General features: G+C 42.6%; 18 protein-coding genes. All 18 read right to left on the bottom strand.

What is annotated here, in order from left to right:
• Nucleotides 1-34: 34 nt before the first annotated feature.
• Entirely contained in the window at nt 35-730 is a 696-nt protein-coding gene (gene pssA, locus ACEQ1T_RS02795; RefSeq protein ID WP_206843495.1) for a CDP-diacylglycerol--serine O-phosphatidyltransferase, read from the bottom strand.
• Nucleotides 731-975: 245 nt separating this feature from the next.
• Nucleotides 976-2,070: a CaiB/BaiF CoA transferase family protein gene (locus ACEQ1T_RS02800; protein ID WP_370221659.1), complete on the bottom strand. Its 1,095-nt coding sequence runs from the start codon at nt 2,068-2,070 to the stop codon at nt 976-978.
• Nucleotides 2,071-2,090: 20 nt separating this feature from the next.
• On the bottom strand, nt 2,091-3,659 hold the full coding sequence (locus ACEQ1T_RS02805) for a fatty acid--CoA ligase (protein WP_206843494.1): 1,569 nt from the start codon (nt 3,657-3,659) through the stop codon (nt 2,091-2,093).
• Nucleotides 3,660-3,678: 19 nt separating this feature from the next.
• On the bottom strand, nt 3,679-4,830 hold the full coding sequence (locus tag ACEQ1T_RS02810) for an acetyl-CoA C-acyltransferase (protein ID WP_370221645.1): 1,152 nt from the start codon (nt 4,828-4,830) through the stop codon (nt 3,679-3,681).
• Between the two features lie 12 nt (nt 4,831-4,842).
• On the bottom strand, nt 4,843-5,988 hold the full coding sequence (locus tag ACEQ1T_RS02815) for an acyl-CoA dehydrogenase family protein (protein ID WP_370221647.1): 1,146 nt from the start codon (nt 5,986-5,988) through the stop codon (nt 4,843-4,845).
• A gap of 300 nt (nt 5,989-6,288) precedes the next feature.
• Entirely contained in the window at nt 6,289-7,056 is a 768-nt protein-coding gene (locus ACEQ1T_RS02820) for a 3-hydroxyacyl-CoA dehydrogenase (RefSeq protein WP_370221648.1), read from the bottom strand.
• Nucleotides 7,057-7,206: 150 nt separating this feature from the next.
• Nucleotides 7,207-7,728 (bottom strand): RNA polymerase sigma factor, encoded by a 522-nt coding sequence (locus ACEQ1T_RS02825; protein WP_370221649.1) that lies wholly within the window; start codon nt 7,726-7,728, stop codon nt 7,207-7,209.
• Nucleotides 7,729-7,761: 33 nt separating this feature from the next.
• Nucleotides 7,762-9,717, bottom strand: a complete 1,956-nt coding sequence (locus tag ACEQ1T_RS02830) for a DUF6449 domain-containing protein (protein ID WP_370221650.1) — start codon at nt 9,715-9,717, stop codon at nt 7,762-7,764.
• Nucleotides 9,692-10,588 (bottom strand): ABC transporter ATP-binding protein, encoded by an 897-nt coding sequence (locus ACEQ1T_RS02835; protein ID WP_370221651.1) that lies wholly within the window; start codon nt 10,586-10,588, stop codon nt 9,692-9,694. The genes ACEQ1T_RS02830 and ACEQ1T_RS02835 overlap by 26 nt, the downstream gene beginning before the upstream one ends.
• Complete coding sequence (locus tag ACEQ1T_RS02840; protein WP_206843477.1) at nt 10,572-10,970, bottom strand: GntR family transcriptional regulator; 399 nt, start codon at nt 10,968-10,970, stop codon at nt 10,572-10,574. The genes ACEQ1T_RS02835 and ACEQ1T_RS02840 overlap by 17 nt, the downstream gene beginning before the upstream one ends.
• A gap of 160 nt (nt 10,971-11,130) precedes the next feature.
• A complete protein-coding gene (locus ACEQ1T_RS02845; protein ID WP_206843465.1) occupies nt 11,131-12,921 on the bottom strand; it encodes an L-lactate permease in 1,791 nt (596 codons plus the stop codon).
• A gap of 255 nt (nt 12,922-13,176) precedes the next feature.
• Nucleotides 13,177-13,953, bottom strand: coding sequence for an IclR family transcriptional regulator (locus ACEQ1T_RS02850; RefSeq protein ID WP_370221652.1), 777 nt, complete (start codon nt 13,951-13,953; stop codon nt 13,177-13,179).
• A 44-nt stretch (nt 13,954-13,997) separates the two neighbouring features.
• Entirely contained in the window at nt 13,998-14,777 is a 780-nt protein-coding gene (locus ACEQ1T_RS02855; protein WP_370221654.1) for a fumarylacetoacetate hydrolase family protein, read from the bottom strand.
• Nucleotides 14,778-14,857: 80 nt separating this feature from the next.
• Nucleotides 14,858-17,035, bottom strand: coding sequence for a malate synthase G (locus ACEQ1T_RS02860; RefSeq protein ID WP_370221655.1), 2,178 nt, complete (start codon nt 17,033-17,035; stop codon nt 14,858-14,860).
• A 217-nt stretch (nt 17,036-17,252) separates the two neighbouring features.
• Nucleotides 17,253-18,713: an FAD-linked oxidase C-terminal domain-containing protein gene (locus tag ACEQ1T_RS02865; RefSeq protein ID WP_370221656.1), complete on the bottom strand. Its 1,461-nt coding sequence runs from the start codon at nt 18,711-18,713 to the stop codon at nt 17,253-17,255.
• A complete protein-coding gene (locus ACEQ1T_RS02870; RefSeq protein WP_370221657.1) occupies nt 18,710-20,068 on the bottom strand; it encodes a (Fe-S)-binding protein in 1,359 nt (452 codons plus the stop codon). Before ACEQ1T_RS02870 ends, ACEQ1T_RS02865 begins: the two co-directional genes overlap by 4 nt.
• The gene (locus ACEQ1T_RS02875) at nt 20,069-21,391 is read right to left on the bottom strand and encodes an FAD-binding oxidoreductase (RefSeq protein WP_370221660.1); all 1,323 of its coding nucleotides are present in this window, start codon (nt 21,389-21,391) and stop codon (nt 20,069-20,071) included.
• A 61-nt stretch (nt 21,392-21,452) separates the two neighbouring features.
• Complete coding sequence (locus ACEQ1T_RS02880) at nt 21,453-22,145, bottom strand: FadR/GntR family transcriptional regulator (RefSeq protein WP_370221658.1); 693 nt, start codon at nt 22,143-22,145, stop codon at nt 21,453-21,455.
• Nucleotides 22,146-22,672 lie beyond the last annotated feature (527 nt).

Consider the following 22,672-nt stretch of genomic DNA (forward strand, 5'->3'; position numbering starts at 1 on the left):
GCCGAAGGTGGGCAAGGCGCTTTCTCTTTTCTACTTAATCGATATCTTTTTTGTTTTTACCTTTAATGAACCGGTAGGTCAAATATGCAATGTATAGCGGAATCGCAATATAAATTAAATCGGGGAATGGTCCATAGGAGCCCTTATAAATAACGTACAGGACACTTCCTAGAAAAATGGTAACAATCGTCCCGTATTTTGGAAGAGGAACTTCCTTAAAGCTGGGGATCCGAATTCTGCTTACCATTAGAAAGCATAGTGCAGTAAACACAACAGTTGTGATGATATTGGGAATACGGTCACCAAAAAGGGTCAGTATGGCCATGATCCCTCCTGCTGCTGTTATCGGAACTCCTATAAAATAATTTAATGAGGACTTTGGGGGACTGATATTGAATCGGGCAAGCCGATATGCCCCGAATAAAGGAAAAAGACCTGAAACAATCAATCCAAGAATTCCAAATTGAAAAAAATATGTATAAAAGACCAAAAATGAAGGGGCAACACCAAATGTAACAATATCTGCCAGCGAATCAAGTTCTTTTCCAAGCGTACTATCCGCTTTCAGCATTCTTGCCAGCCTGCCGTCCATGCTATCAAGCATCATGCCGATTAAAATTAATATTGCTGCATTTTTAAATTCGCCATTGGCTGCCATTCCGATTGAAAGAAAACCGCAATATAGATTACCCAAAGTGACTATATTGGGGATTGTTTTAATAAAACGCACTAGTGACCATCACACTCCAAAAATAGAAAAAAGTTTATTTTAATATATATTCCCCTTCATTATACCATTTAATCTCAGCAGCATCCCCTCTCTTTCGAATATTCAAAGGCTAAAATCCATTTGGAAGAGTGACTCGACTTAATCTCGCAAGTGTCACAATTTTTGAGGCATAAAACATGAAGAGTCCCTAATCATCTTCATGATTAGGGACTCTTCATTCTTTCAGGACATACTTTAATTTTCTGTCATAAATTTAATTTCTCTGCTGACATTCCAGCAATAGTGTTTAAGACTTCCTCATTATGTTCTCCCAGTTTTGGAGGGCCATCCACTGCCGAGTCCATTCCTCCATGCATTTTAACGAAAGGGTAATTCCCGTCTCGTTCATAAATCCTCCTAAAAAGTGGAAAGTCTTTTAATTCACCCGTCTCCAATACCGGAGTCAGGCAGCAATCAACTCTTTGCCCGAATTCAGTCCACTCTTTTAATGTCCTGCTTTTAAATAATTCGGTCATCTCCAAAAATACAGGATTATTGCCAGAGGCACGGGAGAAATGGGAATCAATCCAATCCTCTCTGCCGGCACTCCTGCAGAAGTTTATCCAGAACTTCGGCTCTAATGCAGCAAGTGCAGCAAACCGCGCATCCTTTGTCTCATAAATGGAGTAGGCGACGATTTCCCCGCTTAGTACCGGAAGTCCATTTGGATAACCCGTTTCTTTTTCAATCAGCAAATGGTTTCCCATGATGGAAGCCATCACTTCAGCAATGGAAATGGAGTGATGCCCGCCTTTGCCGGAAAGCAGGGCTGCCAGTATCCTTTCGCTCGCAGCCATTCCTCCCATAAAGTCCGCTATTGTATTGGACGGGTGAACAGGACGGCCGCTGCGGTCCTTCAGCTGGGAAAGGGCGCCGCTTACTGCCATATAGTTCAAATCATGACTGCCTAAATATTGAAAATCTTTATTCTCCCCGTAGCCTGTAAGGGAGCAATAAACGATAGCAGGTTTATGTCTTTTTACAGTCTCATAATCAAGTCCGAGTTTTTTCATGACTCCTGGCCGAAAGCTTTCCAGCACGGCATGACTTTCAGAAATCAGCTTTAGGGCTGCACTTCTTCCTTCCTCACTCTTCAGATTGAGTGTAATGCTTTTTTTACCTCGGTTGTTGGCGGCAAACACTGCTCCTGTACCCTGTATTTTAATATCCAGCTGCCTTGCGGGGTCACCCGTCAAAGATTCAACCTTAATCACTTCAGCTCCAAGCTCTGCAAGCCTCTGGGAAGCAAACGGACCAGGAAGATAATTGGAAAAATCGATTACTCTTATGCCTTTTAACATCATGCATCCCTTTCTTCCGGCTAAATTTTTCCGTCAGCGAACAGATCCTCCAGCTGCTTGCGGAGCATAAACTTCTGTATCTTTCCGCTCGCATTCCTTGGCAGCGCTTCACAGAATACGTATTTTCTTGGCCGCTTATAATTAGCGAGTTCATCACTATTCCTGCAAAGTTCATCCAGCTCATTTTCAGATAGTGCCGGATCTTTTTTTACGACAAATGCTGTGACCGTCTCACCCCAGCGGTCATCAGGCTGGCCAATCACTGCCACATCCAGTACGCCAATATGCGTATATAAAATATCTTCCACTTCCCGGGGGTAAATGTTTTCTCCGCCGCTAATGATCATATCATCGACTCTGTCTTTAACGTACAAATAGCCTTCATCATCCAGATATCCTATGTCACCAGAGTGGTACCAGCCTCCATGCATGGCAAGGCTGTTTGCCTCATCCCGATTGAAATAACCATTCATCATGCATGGACCTTTTACAATGATTTCACCTGTTTCCCCTGCCGGCACCATATCATCAGGATCAGATGGACCATTTTCATTCGGTCTTACAATCCTTATTTCATGGTTTAAACATGCCTGTCCTGCAGACCCTGCTTTCCGGATCTGATCATCTTCAGATAAAAACGTAATAGCAGGCCCCATCTCGGTCATTCCATATGCCTGTACAAGGGAGATGCCTAATTTTTCCCGGCATGCATACACAAGTGCCGGCGCCATTGGAGCTGCTCCATACAGTCCCAGCTTCAGGCTTTCCAGATTATAATCGCTTAAGTTTTCCTGCAGCAGCATATTCCACATGGTAGGTGCTGCAAAAAACTTTGTAATCTTCTCATCTGAAATTAACTGTAATACTTCTTTTGCATCAAAGTGATGGAGGATGGTATTTTTAGCCCCCACATGCACCCTCGGCAAAAAGGCACAGTGAAGCTCTGCACAGTGGAACATTGGAGCAGTCACAAGACCATTGTCACTGCTTTCAAGCTTTGTGGCTCCTATTACGATTAAACTTTGTTCAGCCATATCCCGATGCCTGTGTACAACTCCTTTTGGTCTACCAGTGGTACCGCTCGTGTACATAATCGCGTACAAGTCATTTTCGTCAATTTCTATTTCGATTTCGTCGTGCGATGCTGCATCCACTTTTTCCCGATAGGATGAAGCATATCCGGGTGCATTGTCATCAATGAACCAGAAGGCAGTATGAGGAAAACGTTTAGCAATTGGGGTAATGCCGGATTCCAGCATTTGTTCAAATAACACTACTTTTGGATCTGCATCCTGAAGGATATAAGCAACTTCTTCTGACATCAGCCTAAAGTTGATGGGATTAAAAATGGCACCGATTTTTGCACATGCAAAGAATGCTGTTGCAAGTTCCTCTGTATTAAAAAGGTAGGTTGAAACCCTGTCGCCCTTTCTGACGCCGTCATTCATTAAGGAATTCGCCAATTTATTGATCTCAAGACTCCATTCCTTATAGGTAAGACGAAGATTTTTCCTGACATCATACAGGGCTTCTTTATTCGGAAACTTTCCGGCAGTTAAATCAAAAATTCTCCCAATAGTAGTAGTCATTTTTATTCCTCCCCATTTTTCAGTCTAATCGTTCAATAATAGTTGCATTCGCCATTCCAAGGCCTTCACACATGGTCTGCAGTCCATAGCGCCCCCCTGTTCTTTCCAGTTCATGCATCATGGTAACCATCAGCCGTGCACCGCTGCCCCCCAGAGGATGGCCGAGTGCAATGGCTCCGCCGTTTGGATTAAGCTTTGCGGGATCGGCTCCTGTTTCTTTCAGCCAGGCGAGCGGAACAGGAGCGAATGCTTCGTTCACTTCAAACACGTCGATGTTCTCAATAGCCAGTCCAGCTTTCTTTAACACTTTCTCAGTTGCCGGTATCGGTCCAGTCAGCATTAAAGTAGGATCAGAGCCAACTGCTGTACGGGCAAGAATCCTGAACCTTGGCTTCATTCCAAGCTCCTCTGCTTTATCCCGTGACATAATTAATAGTGCAGCGGCCCCATCGCTGATTTGACTTGAATTCCCTGCATGAATGACTCCATTCTCTTTAAAAACAGTTCGTAAGCTTCCTAGTGCTTCCAGCGAAGTTTCCTTTCTGGGGCCGGAGTCCTCCGATACCGTCATAAGCTGCCCATCAGACAATGTCGCATCTAAGGGTGCAATCTCTCTCTCAAAACGCTTTTCCGCCTGTGCTTTTAAAGCCTTTTGGTGGCTCTCTAATGAATAGTGATCAAGTTCTTCTCTTGTAAAACCATATTTTTCAGCAATGCGTTCAGCTGATAAACCCTGGTGAATGATTTCATGTCTGTCTGTCAGTTTTTCACTGAATCCTGCACCCTGATAACTGGAGCCGATAGGGACACGGGACATGCTTTCGACACCGCCTGCGATCACAATATCCATATCTCCCGCCAAAATCGCCTGAGCTGCAAAATGAACAGCCTGCTGGCTGGAGCCGCATTGACGGTCAATGGTGGTCCCCGGCACTTCAATCGGAAAACCGGCTATCAATGCTGCGACCCTTGCAATATCCCCTGTTTGTTCGCCTATTTGCGAGACACATCCAAGAATGACATCATCAATGAAATGCGGATCTATGCCTGCACGTCCGACAAGTGCCTTTAGTGCTTCAGCAGCCAGATCATCCGCCCTGATATCTTTTAAAAAGCCGTTTTTTCTTCCTACTGGTGTTCTGACACCTTCGACAATGACAGCTTCACGCATGTTTACTCCTCCTTATAAACCCATGTTCTTCGCAATAATAGTTTTCATGATTTCATTTGTACCTGCATATATACTGGCAACTGGTATATCCCTGTATCTCCTCGCAATCTCGTATTCTTCCATGTAGCCATAGCCGCCATGAAGCTGCATGCATTCTGCGGCAATATTCCGGGCGTTTTCAGTAAGCTTCCATTTCGCCATGGAGACCTTTGTAACTACATCTTTCCCTGCCATATGCTCTGTGATCAATTGATCAAGAAACGACCTTCCCATCTCAATATCTGTTGCCATTTCGGCAATCTTAAATTGAGTGTTTTGAAACTGGCTGACCGGTTTTCCGAATGCCTCGCGATTCTTAACATAATTCATTGTTAAATTAAGCATTTCCTCTGCAGCCACCTGGGCAGCGATTGCAACGACAAGTCTTTCCTGCTGCAGCTTATCCATCAAATACAGAAAACCTTTCCCTTCTTCTCCAATCAGATTTTCTTTCGGAACCATGCAATCTTCAAAAATTAACTCTGCCGTATCCTGACAGTGAAGGCCAACCTTGTTTAATTTTCTTCCTCTTGAAAACCCCTTTGTTCCCCTCTCGATCGCAAGCAAGCTTACTCCTTTATGCCTGGGAACTGCATTGGGATTGGTTTTACAGGCTATGATGATTAAATCGGCATGAATTCCATTGGTTATAAAGGTCTTTTCACCATTCACTATGTAATAGTCCCCATCAAGCCTTGCTGTCGTTCTGATGCCGGCTAAATCAGATCCGGCGCCAGGTTCAGTCATTGCGATAGCAGTAATGATTTCACCTTCTGCACACTTTGGCAGCCACCTTTCCTTTTGCTCATCTGTTCCATAAGCAGTAATGTAAGGAACAACAATATCATTGTGGAGCCCAATTCCCACCATGCCTGAACCAACCCGTTCAAGTTCTTCATTAATGACTACTGAGAAGCCCCAATCAACATTGCTTCCGCCATATTTTTCATCAATATCAGGGCATAAAAAACCTTGCTCCCCCATCTTGTGCCAAAAATCCCGGGGAATGATCCTGTCCTCTTCCCATTTGTCATAATACGGATATGCTTCCTTCTCTAAAAACTTACGCAGAGATTCCCGAAAAATTTCATGCTCTTCCTGTATGTATGAAGCAGCCATATTATGATCCTCCGAATCTAAAATTTTTTTGACATAACACAAAGTATTATTCACTGCCTTTGTAAAGGCTTACAATTATATTGTACAATAATTATCTATATTTTTAGAACATTTAAAATTCATTTTTTTAAAATATCTGTCTTTCGTAAAGTCTTTTTTCGTATAAATTTTTTTCGCCTATCATTGTTGTCCGTTGATTTACGCTCCAGGCTGCTCTCTCCAATCAACTAATTAATTAATATACAAAAAGCAACAAACCTTGCGGAAACTGCCTTTGTATAAAGAACAGCTCTCTCTTTATTACTTTGGCTGCATACGGATGCCGCCATCCAGACGGATCGTTTCTCCATTCAGCATCGGATTCACTAAAATACTCTCTGCCAGCCTGGCATACTCCTCAGGATATCCCAGCCTTGAAGGAAAAGGCACCATTTGCCCCAAGGAATTCCTTGCCACTTCAGGCAGCGAATCAAACATAGGTGTATTAAACAAACCGGGGGCAATTGTCATAACACGAATTCCATAACCCGCCAGCTCTCTGGCAATTGGCAAGGTCATGCCAACCACACCGCCCTTTGATGCACTATATGCAGCCTGGCCAATTTGTCCTTCAAAGGCTGCTACGGAGGCCGTGTTAATAATGACGCCCCTTTCACCTTGTTCATTTGGCTCATTCTTTGCCATTTGTTCAGCAGCCAGCCGAATGACGTTAAAAGTCCCGATCAGATTAATCGTAATGACCTTTTGGAATATCTCCAGTGTATGGACTCCCTTTCGGCCAATCAGCTTGGCGGCAATTCCTATGCCGGCACAGTTAACGGCAGTATTAAAGCTGCCAAATTGTTCAGATGCAAATGCCACTGCTCTTTTTACGTCTTCTTCTTTTGTTACATCCGTTTTCAAAAAAAGAACATTTCCCCCCAGTTCCTTGATAAGATGGCTTGCCCGATCCTCCGCCAAATCTGCAATAAGAACTTTTCCGCCGCAGCCGGCTATTTTTCTCACAGTCGCCTCGCCAAGCCCTGAGGCACCGCCAGTGATAAAGGCCCTGCAATCTTTCACTTCCATAGTGAACCTCCTTTTATTAATCAGGTTTTTCTATGAAGACATTTCCATTAGGAATGCAGATTTTCCTGCTGAGTGGCCGAATTCCTGCTGATTATTTATCAATTCCCTGTAATTGCACAAAAAAACAGCTCCATTTCAGAAGCTGTTTTTCTATGCCAAATACCGATCGCCAAGAATTTCTCTAAGGTGCTGCCTAACCCGATACAATTTTGTTTTGACAGTGTTTGGGTTGAGATGGAGAATGTCCGCTATTTCTTTCTCTTTCAGCCCGTGCTTTGTTTTAAGCAGGAAAACCCTTTTCTGTTCATAGGAGAGGGAATCTACATAAGCATATATCTGCTCCTCAAGCAAATTGACTTCTGCTTCAAGCCCGGCATCAATATATTTATTTCCCATGCAGTTTTCAAAATCAACGGAATCCTGTATTCTCTCATTTGTCCTTCTTTCTTTTCGGACAAAATCAATCGCAGTTCTGGTTGCAATCGAGGATAACCAGGCCCCCAGCTTTTCCTGATCATCAATGCTGTCCATTTTTTTATATGCTTTGAGCAGCGATTCCTGCACAACATCCTGTGCAAGATAATGATCCCTTGTTATATTATAAGCAATATGATAGAGCCGTTTATTGTATAGCCTGCAGATCTCTCTCATATCCACTGAAGGTTTAATCACTTTAATCCCCCTCTCCTATAGGTTTCTAACCTTTTATTGGAGCCGTTCTTTTATAAAGGCTGGAACTGTTTTTTCTGTGAAGCTTTTAATATCAATTGTCCTTTGCTCATCAAAATAGAACGCAATAATATAGTCTCCATCAATGAATCCTTCTGAATTTTTCAAGCTGCTTTCTAATTGTTCCTTATCCGTTAATTTGACGGCAGATTTGCTATTTCTCATTTCTTCAAAAACTTCTTCATACGAGTACCCGGCTGCAAAATTGATATCGATATCCTTCGCTTTTGCAGCCAAAGCATAAGAGATATCATTGCTGTTCACTCTTGCTTCATTCAATAGTGACTTTTCTTCCAGCCATTCCTCAAACCTTGCATAAGAAGGATACCAAGGCATATATGCTTTATTGCTGTCATTATAAAAAATCTCAATGTGCGCATATGGCTCGTCACTTCCCTGGAGCTCTTCAAAGGAAGCAGAATCAACTTCTTCCGTCAATATCTCAATAGCCTCTTTTAGATCTTTATCGTCTGTAATGACCGCCCGTTTATTAACAGGTCCAGTTGGAGTAATCGTTATCTTTGTAGTGTCATCGGCTGAAACCTGATAGATTTCATTGGTAGCCTTTTTGTATTCATCGGATTCATAAATCAGCTTAAGAAATGGCTGGTATTCCTTTTTATTAATCCTGTAATCACGGATTAGCTTTTCGCCATTCTTCAGTTCATACACGATAAAAACTGAATCGCGGCCCGGAATCTGCGCAAGCCTGTTTTCGTCCTTTATAATCGTCTCATGAAATCTTCTGACCAAATCTATATTCTCGTATTCTTTCAAATATAAGGGTTCCTCATGATCGATATCACTATAAAGGTAAAAACTCTCGCTAAAATGAACCCGCTCAATTTCATTGCCCCGTGGTACACTTTTTTCATATTGAGTAAAATCAAATTGGAATAAGACGAATAAAGCCGCCATTAAAGCTGTGTATGCCAGCAATCCTTTCACATTAATGGTCACACGCCATGATTTTTGCAGAACCATTTCGGCAGCCGCATATCCAATCAATGCTCCAAACACGTAGCCAGCTATAAGCCAGCTCATGCCGCCGCGCATCTCACCGAAATATCCCCCCCCTAAAAGCATCGTGCAAAAAGTTACACCATATTTAAAGATGGGTTTTGTAATCGGAAAAACCAGGGCATGGGAGACAGCCTCCATCCTTCTCCTTTTATAGATCTGCAAACCAAGACAATACAGAGACAAAATAAGCAAGAGATAAATAGCAGCCTCTGCGCTTGAGGGAGTGCGCATGTTCATCTGAGATAATGCAATTAAGGGAGAAAACTTCTCAAATTTGCTTGCCATATAATATTGGTCTGGATAGCCAAATAAATAGAATGGCAAATTAATAGAGACTAAAATGATCATGCCTACAGGGAGCAAGAGGAAAATATACGTTAAGGCACCCTGAACGGCGGATAATCCCGTCAGCATTCCTACAGAAACTCCTGCCAGGTAAATCACAATATTAAATAAAAGGGTGATGCCCACCCAATTGAATATCTCCCCAATTGAATAGAACTCCTGCAAATTCATGGGCTGGTAAAGGATCAGGACTATTAAAGCAATGAGTAAAACAGGCGTAATTAATAGCATGATTCCTGATAAAGCATACTGATGGAAAATGGAATCCCGCTTGACTGGGAGGCTGTGCATTAAATCGCTATACTGTTTTACCTGTGTGTATCTGAATAAGAACACAGACAAGATCACCGGCACTGATATATTAAAAATAAACTGGATCTGGAAGTTGTATTGAAACAGATTGTCAATGTCCAGAAATTTCCGCTGTTCCTCTGAAGAATTCATTATTATATCAAGTGGAATAGCGAAGAACAGACCGAGAAAATATACAATGGAAACCCAGCCGACACTTCTGAAAATCGTTTTTAGAATTTCCCTCCTAACCAAGGATGTTTTGGACTGCATATCCAATGTCCCCCATTTCATAAATGAAGATTTCCTCTAATGTAAGGGGAAGCATATCAAAAATCACTGGCTTAAATTGTTCTACATATGACGATATTTCCTTCGCATCTCCCTTTACAATGCAGATCATAATACTGCCTCTTTTTTCTTTATGAAGAATTTTCAGCGGATCGAAAATGGCTGGTACAGATCCTTTAAAAGCCACTTGAATCTTATGTGTATCTGTTTTAAGGTCATCCAGGTCTTTTTCCAGGATCATACGCCCTTTATGCATGATGCCAATAAAATCACATAAATCTTCCACTTCACGCAGGTTATGAGAGGAAATAAGAATGGTCATTTCTCTTTCGGCAACCTCGTCTATAAGCAGGCTTTTCACTTTTTTTCTCATAACCGGGTCCAGGCCATCCATAGGCTCATCCAAAATTAAAACTTCCGGCCTGGCAGACAAAGCAAGGATAAAAGCAGCCTGCCTTTGAATGCCTTTTGAAAATCTATGAATCTTTTTATGTATGTCCATTTCAAAAATTGCAGCAAGTTCCACAAAGCGGCCGTCATCCCATCTGCTGTAAATATTTTGATAAAATTGAGCCATTTGCTTAACTGTATATTGAGGAAGAAAATAGGGATGATCCTGAATAAAAAAGATCTTTTCTTTAATTACCGGATTTTCGAAGACCGGCTGGCCGTCAATAGCAACAGACCCCTCATCCTCCGCATAGATGCCTGCCAAAAGCTTCAAGAGCGTTGTTTTCCCTGCTCCATTTGACCCAAGCAAGCCGTATATGGACCCTTTATTGACTTCGATGGAGACATTTTCGACAGCATCCATCTCCTCGAATGATTTACGTACATTACGGATTTTGATCATCTTCTATCCCACCCCCTATAGCTGCTTCTAATTTCTGAATCATCTTAAATAATTCATCACTTGTGATTCCAAGATATATAGCTTCTGATAAAAGCTTTGAAAGCTCATTTCTCACTTTTTCTATTTTTTCACTGTTCAGATTGGGAGTCGCTGGACTGACAAAACTGCCCTTCCCCTTTATAGAATAAATATAGCCCTGGGATTCAAGTTCCCTGTATGCTTTTTGAATCGTATTGGGGTTGATTGTCAGCTGATGGGCCAGCGTTCGAACGGAAGGCAGCTGTTCATCTGCTGCTAAGACCTCGGTGATGATCAGCTCTTTAAGCCGCTCAACCAGCTGTTCATATATAGGCTTTCGGCTCCTTACGTCCAATTCAAACATACTTACCCTCCCATCTGTATACAGTGTACTATCATTCATAGTACAGTTAATACAGTAAGATTATATTACAAGTAATTGGAAAAGAGAAGAGGAAATATAAAAATATTTATAAAAAGAAAAAACTGGTTCAGCCAAAGGGCTAAACCAGTTATAAGTATTCTTATTTAGCAGATTTCACATTCACCGGAGGCGGAGGCAAAATCATGTTGGAACGTCTATTGTTTGTTGCGATGATATATACAGCTGCGACTGCGATGCCAACCGCAACGAAGGAACCAAGATTGAAGATTCCTTTTTGCGAATACCATACAATCGAGTAGCCGACTGATCCAGCCAGCAATGCATAATAGAAGAATGGGAACAGAGTCTTACGAATGACAGCGCCTTCTTTTCCGACAAGACCAACAACAGCTGATGCAGCCACCACGTTATGGACACATATCATGTTTCCAGCTGCTCCGCCGACTGCCTGAAGGGCTACAATCCAGGTTGCATCCACTCCTATCTGCGAACCAACATCATATTGGAATAAAGAAAACATCATATTACTTACAGTATTACTTCCTGCGATAAATGCACCAATACCTCCTATAAACGTTGCGAAGAATGGCCAGAATTCTCCAGCAAGAGCTGCGGCACCATTTGCGAGTTCGATCGGCATCTGATTATAGCCAGCATCTCCCCCGCCGGTATTGATGAAAACCTGTACCATCGGAACTGTGAAAATTAAAGCTGTTGAAGCAGCTACAGTTGTCTTTCCTGAATCTGCCCAGGCTTTTTTGTATGAACTGGAATTCATTCCATGAATAAAATAGGTGATAACGGATACAAGAATAAAAATGGTACCCGGCAAATACAGCGGCTGGAAACTTGAGGTGATGCCGGAATCAAAAATGTTTTCAAACTTAACAGTCCACGACTGAAGCCATCCTAAAAATGGAAGCGATTTCAATCTCGACAATACTAAAAACAGACCGACTAAAACATAAGGAGTCCAGGCACGCATCATGGTCATGCTTCCGCTTTTATGAGCAACTGCTTTGATTTCAAGTTTGCCGGTCCACTCAGGATCCCACTTGGATTTCTCTTCAAAATCCCAGACCTGATCCTTAGGAGGCATAAGAAAACCTTTTTTAGCTGCAAAAACAACAATTGCTAAACCAGCTAATCCGCCAATCATAGACGGGAATTCAGGTCCAAGAACATTTGCGACAATTACATAAGGGATTGTCATGGCAAAAGATGCGAACAGTGCAAACTTCCAAATTTTTATCCCATCTGTAAATGATTTGTTCTTGCCAAAGAATCTTGTCATTAAAGCTACCACAAATAAAGGAATTAATGTGCCTGCAATCATATGGAGAATAGCTACTTGTCCGGCAATTTGCGTTACCAGGCCAAGCAGATTATCTGTAAGGCTCGCATTGCCAGATAAGCCGGTCTGAACACCAACGAGCATAGGAGTACCTACTGCACCGAATGAAACTGGTGTGCTTTGAATGACCATCCCGGCAATTACAGCTGCCATCGCCGGGAAGCCCAGCCCAACCAATAGCGGTACAGCTACTGCTGCAGGAGTCCCAAACCCTGATGCGCCTTCAATGAAAGATCCAAACAGCCAGGCAATGATAATCACTTGAATTCTGCGGTCAGGAGAGATATCGGTAAATCCCTGGCGTATGGTCTTTAATCCGCCGCTTTCCTGCAGAGTATTCAGAAGCAGAATTGCACCAAAAATAATGTATAGGAGTGTTCCGGCGACAACCAGGCCATTAATGGATGCAGCCGCTACTTTTGCACCCGACACCTTCCAGACAAATAGCGCCAGTACAACTGCTACAAGGTACGAGATGGGCATAGCCTTACTTGCCGGCCATCTCAGTCCGACAAGGAATACTGCGACTGCGATTATTGGCAATAATGATAATAAAGCTAACATTCCAGTACTCATTAATTACTTTTCCCCCTTTTGTTTTGTAATAGCGAACAATAATTGCACTTTGTTGCGGACTACGAAACATGTTATATAACTATAATTGTTTTGTTATACAACAATGAACCAAGCTTATTTTTATTATACAAACATTTTTCATAATTTCAATAATATTTGGAAAATTTAATCTATGTATTTACACAAAAATATTTGTATGTATATACAAAAAAATTAGCCCAATATATCTTTTTATCAAGATATATTGGGCTAAACCTAACTTATTCGGCTGACATGTCCCAGCCGGACGGAAATCCCTTGTCCTGTTCTTACCATTATAGATTTTAATGCATCAAGACGATCACTTGTCATTCTCATTGTCGGGCCTGAAATACTGACTGCAGCAATGACCTTGCCGAGGTGGTCAAAAATAGGAACGGCAACACATGTAATCCCGTATTCATTTTCTTCAAGATCAAGTGCATAGCCATTTTGCCTGACCTGCCCCAGTTCTTTCATAAATTCATCCTTATCCGTAATGGTTTTATCTGTATGGACCGGCATCCCTTTTCTTTCAAGGATATCAACAACAACACTTGAAGGCAGATGAGCCAGAATAGCTTTACCGACAGATGTGCAATGCATTGGAGCACGTTTTCCGACTTTAGAATGCATCCTTAGAGTCTCATTGCCCTCAAGCTTCTCGATGTACACAACCTCTCCCTGATCGTAAACGACCAAATGAATGACTTCATTAGTTTCATTTTCCAGCTCCTGCAAAAAAGGTCTTGCCTCTGCACGCAGATCGATTGATTCAAGCAGTTTTGAACTGATCTCCAGGAATTTATACCCTAATTTGTACTTGCCGGTCTCGCTATCCTGTTCTATAAATCCGTACTGAACAAGAGTAGAAAGAATACGATAAACAGAGCTTTTATTGATATCAATCTGATTGGCAATTTCCGTTACGCCAAGACCGCTTTTTTTCAGGCTGATCAATGTAATAATATCCAGTGCCCTGCTGACGGACTTGACCATGTTTTCTCTTTCCACAACACTCACCTCTGGTGCAAAAACCTTAATCGATTACAGATAGATTATACCGTTTTTGCGCTTTCACGTGCCACTGCAAAAGTATTCCGCAGAGTCCCAATCTCTTTGATCTCACATTCGATAATATCGCCTGACTTAACCATCTCAGCTCCAACAGGACTTCCTGTAAGGATTATGTCTCCTGGCATCAGAGTCATGACATTAGTCAGGTAGGAAATCATTTTTCGGATCGGGATAATCATTAACTCTGTGCTGCTGTTCTGTTTCTCTGAGCCGTTTAATTTTGCTTCCACTTTAACCTGAAACGGATCCAGTTCTGTTTCAATTACGGGACCAAGCGGAGTAAATGTGTCAAAGGATTTACCAATAGTCCAATGCCCATCATTATGGAAGAATTGAGGTGCAGTAACATCATTCCCCACTGTATAGCCAAAAACATAATCAAGCACATCTGACTCTGCTACATTTTTAGCTTCTCTGCCAATGACCACTGCCAGTTCGGATTCAAATTTCACCTCTTCAATGCCTTCAGGAATGATAATATCCTCATCTGGCCCTATAACAGAAGATACAGGCTTATAGAAGAATACAGGAATTTCCGGGAGTGTCTCAGGCAAATCTGATTTCACTGACACATAGTTAGCTCCAATTCCAATAATCTGATTTGGAACCAAGGGTGCAAGCTGTTTAGCAGCATCCTGAGAAAAACTCTGGCCAGTATATTCCCAATCTCCGAAAATATCACCTTTGATTTCTTTTAATTGGCCACCCTCTGAGACTCCTGTATATACTGCTCCATTAACTTCAAACCTAGTAAATTTCATCTTTTCCTTCTCCCCTCGATTTCTTTAAGTCTGCAGATCTTTAGAAAAACAGGGCATATCCATGCCCTGTTCTAAAACTACTACTGCTTAACAGCATACTTGGACTTCGCTTCAAGACGGCGGCGGTGCAAAATCGGTTCTGTATAGCCATTTGGCTGTTCATAGCCCTCAAAAACAAGGTCACATGCTGCCTGGAATGCAACCGATTGATCGAAGTCAGCAGCCATTGGGCGGTAAGCGGGATCTCCACTATTTTGTTCATCTACAACCTTTGCCATTTTCTTCAGTGTCTCAAGCACTTGCTCCTTCGTGCAGATTCCATGGTGGAGCCAATTCGCAACATGCTGGCTTGATATCCTTAATGTCGCACGGTCCTCCATTAATCCAATATTATTGATATCTGGAACTTTAGAACAGCCGATGCCCTGCTCAACCCAGCGGACAACATATCCCAGGATACCCTGTGCGTTGTTATCCAGTTCTTCTTGGACTTCCTCCGGATTCCATTGCGGATTTTCAGCAACCGGAATCTGCAGGATTTCATCACGAAGGTCCGAAATTTCTCCCAGCAGCTGGTTTTGCACCTTTTGAACTTCCACCTGATGATAGTGTAAAGCATGAAGAGTGGCAGCAGTTGGAGACGGTACCCAGGCAGTATTTGCTCCTGCGTTCAGATGGCCGATCTTCTGCTCCATCATGGCAGCCATCAGATCAGGCATAGCCCACATACCTTTTCCAATTTGCGCACGGCCCTGGAATCCTGTTTCAAGGCCTGTATTGACATTGGATTTTTCATAGCCTTTTAGCCAGGCTGTTGCCTTCATGTCATTCTTGCGGATCATTGGGCCAGCTTCCATGGAAGTATGCATCTCATCCCCAGTCCGGTCAAGGAATCCGGTGTTTATGAAGACGATGCGCTCCTTTACTTCACGGATGCAGGCTGCCAGGTTCAAAGATGTACGGCGCTCTTCATCCATTACACCAATTTTTAGTGTATTCCGCTCAAGTCCGAGCAGATCTTCTGTCCGGTCAAACAACTCGTTTGCAAAAGCAACCTCCTTGGAACCGTGCATCTTTGGCTTAACGATATAAATAGAACCTTCTGATGAGTTTTGATATGGGCCATTTCCAAGTAATGTATGCTTGCCAATCAGGCTGGTAATTACCGTATCCAGGATACCTTCCTGCACTTCATTTCCGTCTGCATCCAAAATCGCATTAATGGACATTAAATGTCCGACATTCCTGACAAACATCAATGAGCGTCCTGATAATGAGAACTCCTTTCCATTTGGAGAAACATACGAACGGTCAGGGTTTAATGTACGTGTCATTGATTTAGCGCCCTTCGTAAAGTTGGCGGAAAGGTCACCCTTCATTAATCCGAGCCAGTTACGGTACACAAGGACCTTATCTTCAGCATCAACTGCTGTTACTGAATCTTCACAATCCATAATTGTAGTAATTGCAGCTTCAAGCAAAACATCCTTTACTCCGGCATCATCCGTTTTTCCAATCGTGTGGACTCTGTCAATTTGAATTTCAAAATAAAGGCCATTATTCTTTAGAAGTACCGCAGAAGGCTGATCCTTCTCTCCCTGGTATCCGGCAAACTTTGCTTCTTCTTTTAGATTTGCAATTTCGCCATTATTAAGTACAACAGCCAGCTTATCTTCTTCCACTTTATATTGAACAGCATCTTTATGGGAACCGCTTGACAGAGGAGCGGTTTGATCAAGGAATTCCCTGGCAAACGCAATAACCTTTTCTCCCCTTACAGGATTATACCCGCCATCTCTATTTGCCCCGTTTTCTTCACTGATTGCATCTGTGCCGTAAAGTGCATCGTATAAGCTTCCCCAACGGGCATTCGCTGCATTGATCGCATAACGCCCGTTATTAACTGGAACGACCAATTGTGGTCCAGCCTTCACAGCTACTTCATCATCCACGTTTTCTGTAGTAATGTTAAAATCTTCGGCCCTTGGCTCAAGATAGCCGATCTCTTCTAAAAATGACTTATAGCTATTAAAATCAAAATCTTGATTTTCTCTGTGCCAATTGTTCAGCTTATGCTGAATTTCATCCCGCTTCGCCAGCAATGCTTTATTTTTAGGCGTCAGATCGTTTATAAGCGCTTCCAAGCCTGACCAAAATGGTTCCTGATCCACTCCGCTTCCCGGCAGTGCCTCAGAATTAATAAATTCATACAGCTCCCTTGCAACTTGCAGGCTTCCTGTTTTCACATAGTTCCCCATTATTCATTTCCTCCTTTGGTTGCTGCTTTACCATTTTAAGTTTAATGCGATTGTTTCTTATTACAAAACGGCGTTTCTAACTTTCTCTTAAAAAAATAATAGCATGTTTCCAAGTGAATTTTCAATAATTTTCACACAACTTTATTCTGCGATTTGATAAAATTTTCCAACATTCGGTAAATGCCCAGCCTTCTTCTAATTTAAGGCTGGGCATTTCTTATGAAATTGCCTGGGCCTTCATCTCTTTTTTGATTTCAGCACATCTGCCTGGCGATGGGAACAGCTTTCCGGCATTCAGCAGATTATGAGGATTAAAGACTTCCCGGATTTCTGTCTGGGCAGCTATTTCTTCTTCTGTGAAAACAAATCGCATTTCTTCCCTCTTTTCTATGCCGACACCATGTTCTCCAGTTATGGTACCTCCAACATCGGCGCAGACTTTTAGGCACTGGCTCCCAGCTTCAAGAGCTTTCTCTGATTCTCCTGGTATCCTTGCGTCAAAAAGGACAAGAGGATGCAGGTTTCCATCTCCCGCATGGAAAATATTAGCAATTCTCAACCCCGATTCACTGCTAATCTGGTTGATCCTGCTCAAAACTTCAGGCAGCTTGCTTCGAGGGATGACCCCATCCTGAACCAGATAATCAGGAGAAATGGCTCCCATGGCACCAAAGCCTGTCTTACGGTTCGCCCACCATCTTGCTCTTTCCTCTTCACTTCCGGCCGCACGGACTTCACGGACATTCCTCTTTCTGCAAACCTCAAGGATTTGGTCGATCTGTTCCTCAATTCCCGCTGCAATTCCATCCACTTCTATTAAAAGAACTGCTTCTATATCTTTTGGATGGCCTACCGGAAAAGCAGCAGCTTCCACCCCTTCAATAGCAGTCTTATCCATCATTTCAAGGGCTGCTGGCACAATACCCGCAGATATTATATCTGATACTGCCTGGCTTCCATCTTCAACCCGATCAAAGTAGGCAAGGACAGTCTGCTTTCCTTCAGGGTTTTTTAGTACCCTTACAGTTATTTTTGTCACAATTCCAAGGGTCCCTTCAGAACCTGTGATCAGACCCAGCAAATCATATCCGGGAGCATCGGGAATACCGTCTTTGCCAATTTCCACTATCTCGCCATTAGGCATGACCACTTCAAGTCCAAGAATATGGTTTGTAGTAACTCCGTATTTCAGACAATGGGCACCTCCGGCATTTTCTGCAACATTGCCGCCAATTGTACAGCAGTATTGGCTGGATGGATCTGGTGCGTAATAATAGCCTTTATCGGATATTGAGTTCGTGAGTTTCAGATTTACAAATCCAGGCTCCACTACGGCGCGGCGATTTTCAAGATCAACGCTAATAAGTTTTTTCATCCTTACCATACTGATTATTATTTCTCCATTAAGAGGTATGGCTCCGCCGCTCAGCCCAGTACCTGCCCCCCTGGCGAGAAAGGGGAGATTGTTTTCCGAGCAGTACTTGACAATTTCCGCCACTTCTTGTGTATTCTTTGGAAAAACGACGGCATTGGGCAAGTGCTTATGGATCGTAAAGCCGTCACAGTCATAAGCAACAAGATCTTCCTTCTGGTAAAGAATGGAACGGGAACCGCCCACAATTTCAGCCAAATTTAAGATATGTTTGTCCTGTGATTTAATCCGATCTTTCGTTCTCACTCTTTTCCCTCCTTCACACGGTCTTCCTTTTGGTAAGCCCAGTCAAGAAGCTGGACAGTATGGACAATTTTCTGATTCCTGCCGTATTTTTGAACTCCCATTGCCATTTGCAGCATGCAGCCGGGATTTCCCATTGAGATCATTTCCACATCATCTGGAACATTTTCCATTTTGCTTTCAAGTACCGCATTGGCCATTTCCGGATTGGTAATATTGTATATCCCTGCACTCCCGCAGCAACGGTCGGAATTTGGCATGTGGACCATGTCTACACCAGGAATATCAAGGAGAATATCGCGCGGCTGCTGGCGGATTCCCTGACCATGCGCTAAATGGCAGGCATCATGGTAAGTTATTCTAGTGTTCATTTCAGCCTTTGGCTTTTCATAGCCTGTATCATGAAGAAATTTTGAAATATCCTCAACCTTTTTAGAGAACTCTTCCGCTTTTGCATGCAGTTCCGGGTCTTCCTTAAATAATTCTGCGTATTCCTTCATCATGCACCCGCATCCGGCTGCATTAACAATCACTTTATCAAAGTCTTTGAATGCTTCCATATTCTGCTTCGCCAGCTTCCTGCCCATATCACGGTCTCCCGCGTGAACATGCAGGGCACCGCAGCATGTTTGGCTTTGGGGAATGACAACATCATTTCCATTTCGGGTCAGTACATTTATCGTCGATTCGTTAATATCACTGAACATAACATCCATAACACAGCCGGTCAGCATCGCAACTTCCTGCTTTGTCTCCCCTTTTGCTTTGATTACTTTTACGTCTTTATATTTCTTTTTTACAGGCTCTTTCACCTCAGGCATGATGGATTCCATATCGACAAGGTGCTGCGGCATGATATTGATTAATTTGGTTTTCCGGACCGCTTTTTGCATGCCGCTTTTTTGATAGACTTTCAGAAGGCCGCCTAGCGTATTTAAGCGATTCTGGTGAGGGAAAAGGTCATGAAGAAAAAACTTGCTGATGGCTCCTTTTACACCAGTCAATGGCATTGCCTGCCGAATCTGGCCGCGTGCTTCCTCAATCAAACCGCCAACATCGACATCAGCCGGGCATGCAGTTGTACAGGCGCGGCAATCCAGACATTGAAACACAGGGTCCATGAATTGCTCATTTACTTGAAGTTTCCCTTCAGCCACAGATTTGATTAGGTGCACACGCCCCCGTGGAGAATGCTGTTCCTGACCTGTCTGTTCATATGTCGGGCATGATTCCAGACACATTCCGCAATGGACACAGTCAGCCCATTTCTTTTCATCTGGCGGATCACTCCATAAATAGTTTCCCAATCCCGACGTACATGGCGGTTCCTGCTTTAAATCGAGTTCCCGGACACTCATTTAAATCCCTCCTATGAATCTGTTTGGGCTTAATGTTTTATTTGGGTCGACCTTTGTTTTAATCCCCTGGAGCAAAAAGAAATAAGAAGGTTTATTTCCCCATACATCCACTTTTTTCCGAAGTTCAAATGGAAGGTGTTTTGCAATCGCGTATCCTCCATCTTTTTCAGCGATCTGCCTTACATTTACAGCAGCATTGGCGACATCTGGCTCTGCTCCTCTAATGGTCACTTGACTCAATCCATGACCCAGACCTCCATGTGATTCGATTTTCACATTGAATTTATCCTGCAGCAGTTCAGTTTCCTTTAATACTTTTACCGCGTCGAGATTTACAGTTCCAATTTTAAAGGAGGCTTCAGTTTGGATTGGCAATTCTTTATGTGCCCCATTAGGGATGTGCCTATAAAAGCGGTCCCAAAACAAATCCGCGTTTTCCTTAGAGCTTATACTCAATTTCGCATCTTTCGGCAGCATATTTCCCACAAAAACTTCCTGATAACGAACTGAACTCTCCACATCTTCAAAACTCATGGCAACGGTGTAGGAATTTATTCCGGCAAGCTTATCTGAAAGTGCCGGATTCAGCAGCTCAAGCGAAACCGGTTCAATCATAGAATCCAAAACCTTTACTGCAAACGCCTTTATTTCCTCGAGATCTCCTGTTGCGAACGAAACGAGAACCAAACTCTCACATTTAGGAATTGGGCGAAGCTTTAAGGTTATTTCAGAAATTACACCAAGTGTTCCCATCGATCCTATAAACAGTTTATTCATGTCATAGCCGGCAACATTTTTTACAACTCTGCCGCCGGAGCGTATTACCTTTCCATCTGGGTAAACTGTCCTTAATCCAATGACTGCATCACGGGCTGAACCATAGCCCAATCTTTTGGGTCCGCTTTCATTTGCTGCAATGACTCCGCCTATTGTGGCATTTTGGGGCCAAAAAGGATCGAGAGATATTTTTTGATTATGCTTTGCCAGATAATCCTGAAGGTCTTTAAAACGAGTACCGGATCTTACTGTTACTGTCATATCACCAGGTGTGTGTTCCACAATCCCTGTATATTTTTCAAGCGATAAAAGAAGATCTGCTTTTTCATTTAAGCCTCCGAATCCGCGTTTTGTGCCACCGCCCATAATGTTGATGGTTAGACCATTCAAATCTGCATGCTTAAGTACAGCTGCAATCTCATCTTCTGTTTCCGGTAAAACAAGCAATTCCCCAGAGTTGCCTAATCGGCTTGAAACTTCATATTTACTTATCTGGTCTTCTCTAAAATAAGTCTTTAAAGTACTTATCGATTCTGCTGCTATCAACATATACACCCCGCTTGTTTCGTAATAACAAACAATGTTTCTAATAAATTTCAAAAAAACGTTATTGTTCCTGCAGGATACTTATTTGTAAAAGCTTCTCAACCAGCTCTAAATGTTCAATCATATTCTTATGTGCCTGATCCGGCTGCTTATTTTTAATAGACAAATAGATACCCAGATGCTGCTCTTCAATCTTTTTGGCGATATCATCCCGTGTTTGAAGATATTGATGGAAATCGATCATGGATTTTTTCAATGTTTCAGATATAAATTGCACAAATTGGATAAGTATATCATTGCCTGCTGCATGGGCAATCGCCATATGAAACTGATAATCTTCCTCCCATCCATGGATGGCTGCATCGGAAATCAGCTTATTCATCTTAGCCAACTGTGCTTCCGACCGATTTGCGGCTGCCATTTCAGCGAGACCTGTTTCAACCATTTTTCTTGCCTGGAATAACTCGTGGATGTCTTTAATGCCAGGATGCAAATGAGGACTTTTAAAAAGCTTTGATGAATCAAATCGGGATATGTATGTGCCTTCTCCCTGTTTTACATGCACAATTCCTTTGCCTTGCAGTGAGGTTAGAGCGTCCCTGACAGCTGATCGGCCGACACCAAACAGTTCGCATAATTCTCTCACTGATGGCAGTTTTTCTCCCGGCTTAAAGGATCCTTTGACAATCATATCTTCAATTTGCTCTGCAGCAATTTCAGAAATTTTTCGCGTTGAAATCTTTTTTACATTCAATCCTCTTGCCTCCTTTCTTGCAGACGTCACATATCTGATATGTTATATGTTACTTCCTATTAAATCACGGCAAATTGTAATAATCAATAAAATATTTAGAATTTATTAAAAATTCCTATCAGGATCCGAACATAGGGTTCATTCGGACAGATGTAGAAGAAATCCGGGAGGTTGAGTCCGAATACATTCCTCATTCGGACAGGTGTAGAGGATATCCGTGAAATTGAGTCCGAATTCAGTGCTCATTCGGACAGATGTAGAGAATATCCATGAAATTGAGTCCGAATTCAGTGCTCATTCGGACAGATGTAGAGGATATCCATGAAATTGAGTCCGAATACGATGCACATTCGGACAGGTGTAGAGGAAATCCGAGAAAACAAGTCCGAATACATTGCTCATTCGGACAGGTATAGAGGATATCCGTGAAATTGAGTCCGAATACATCGCTCATTCGGACAGATGTAGAGAATATCCATGAAAGATCGGAAGAGCGTCGTGTAGGGAAAGAGTGTAGACGAGCGTGT

This window comes from Cytobacillus sp., assembly GCF_964223445.1.
GTDB lineage: Bacteria > Bacillota > Bacilli > Bacillales > Cytobacillaceae > Cytobacillus.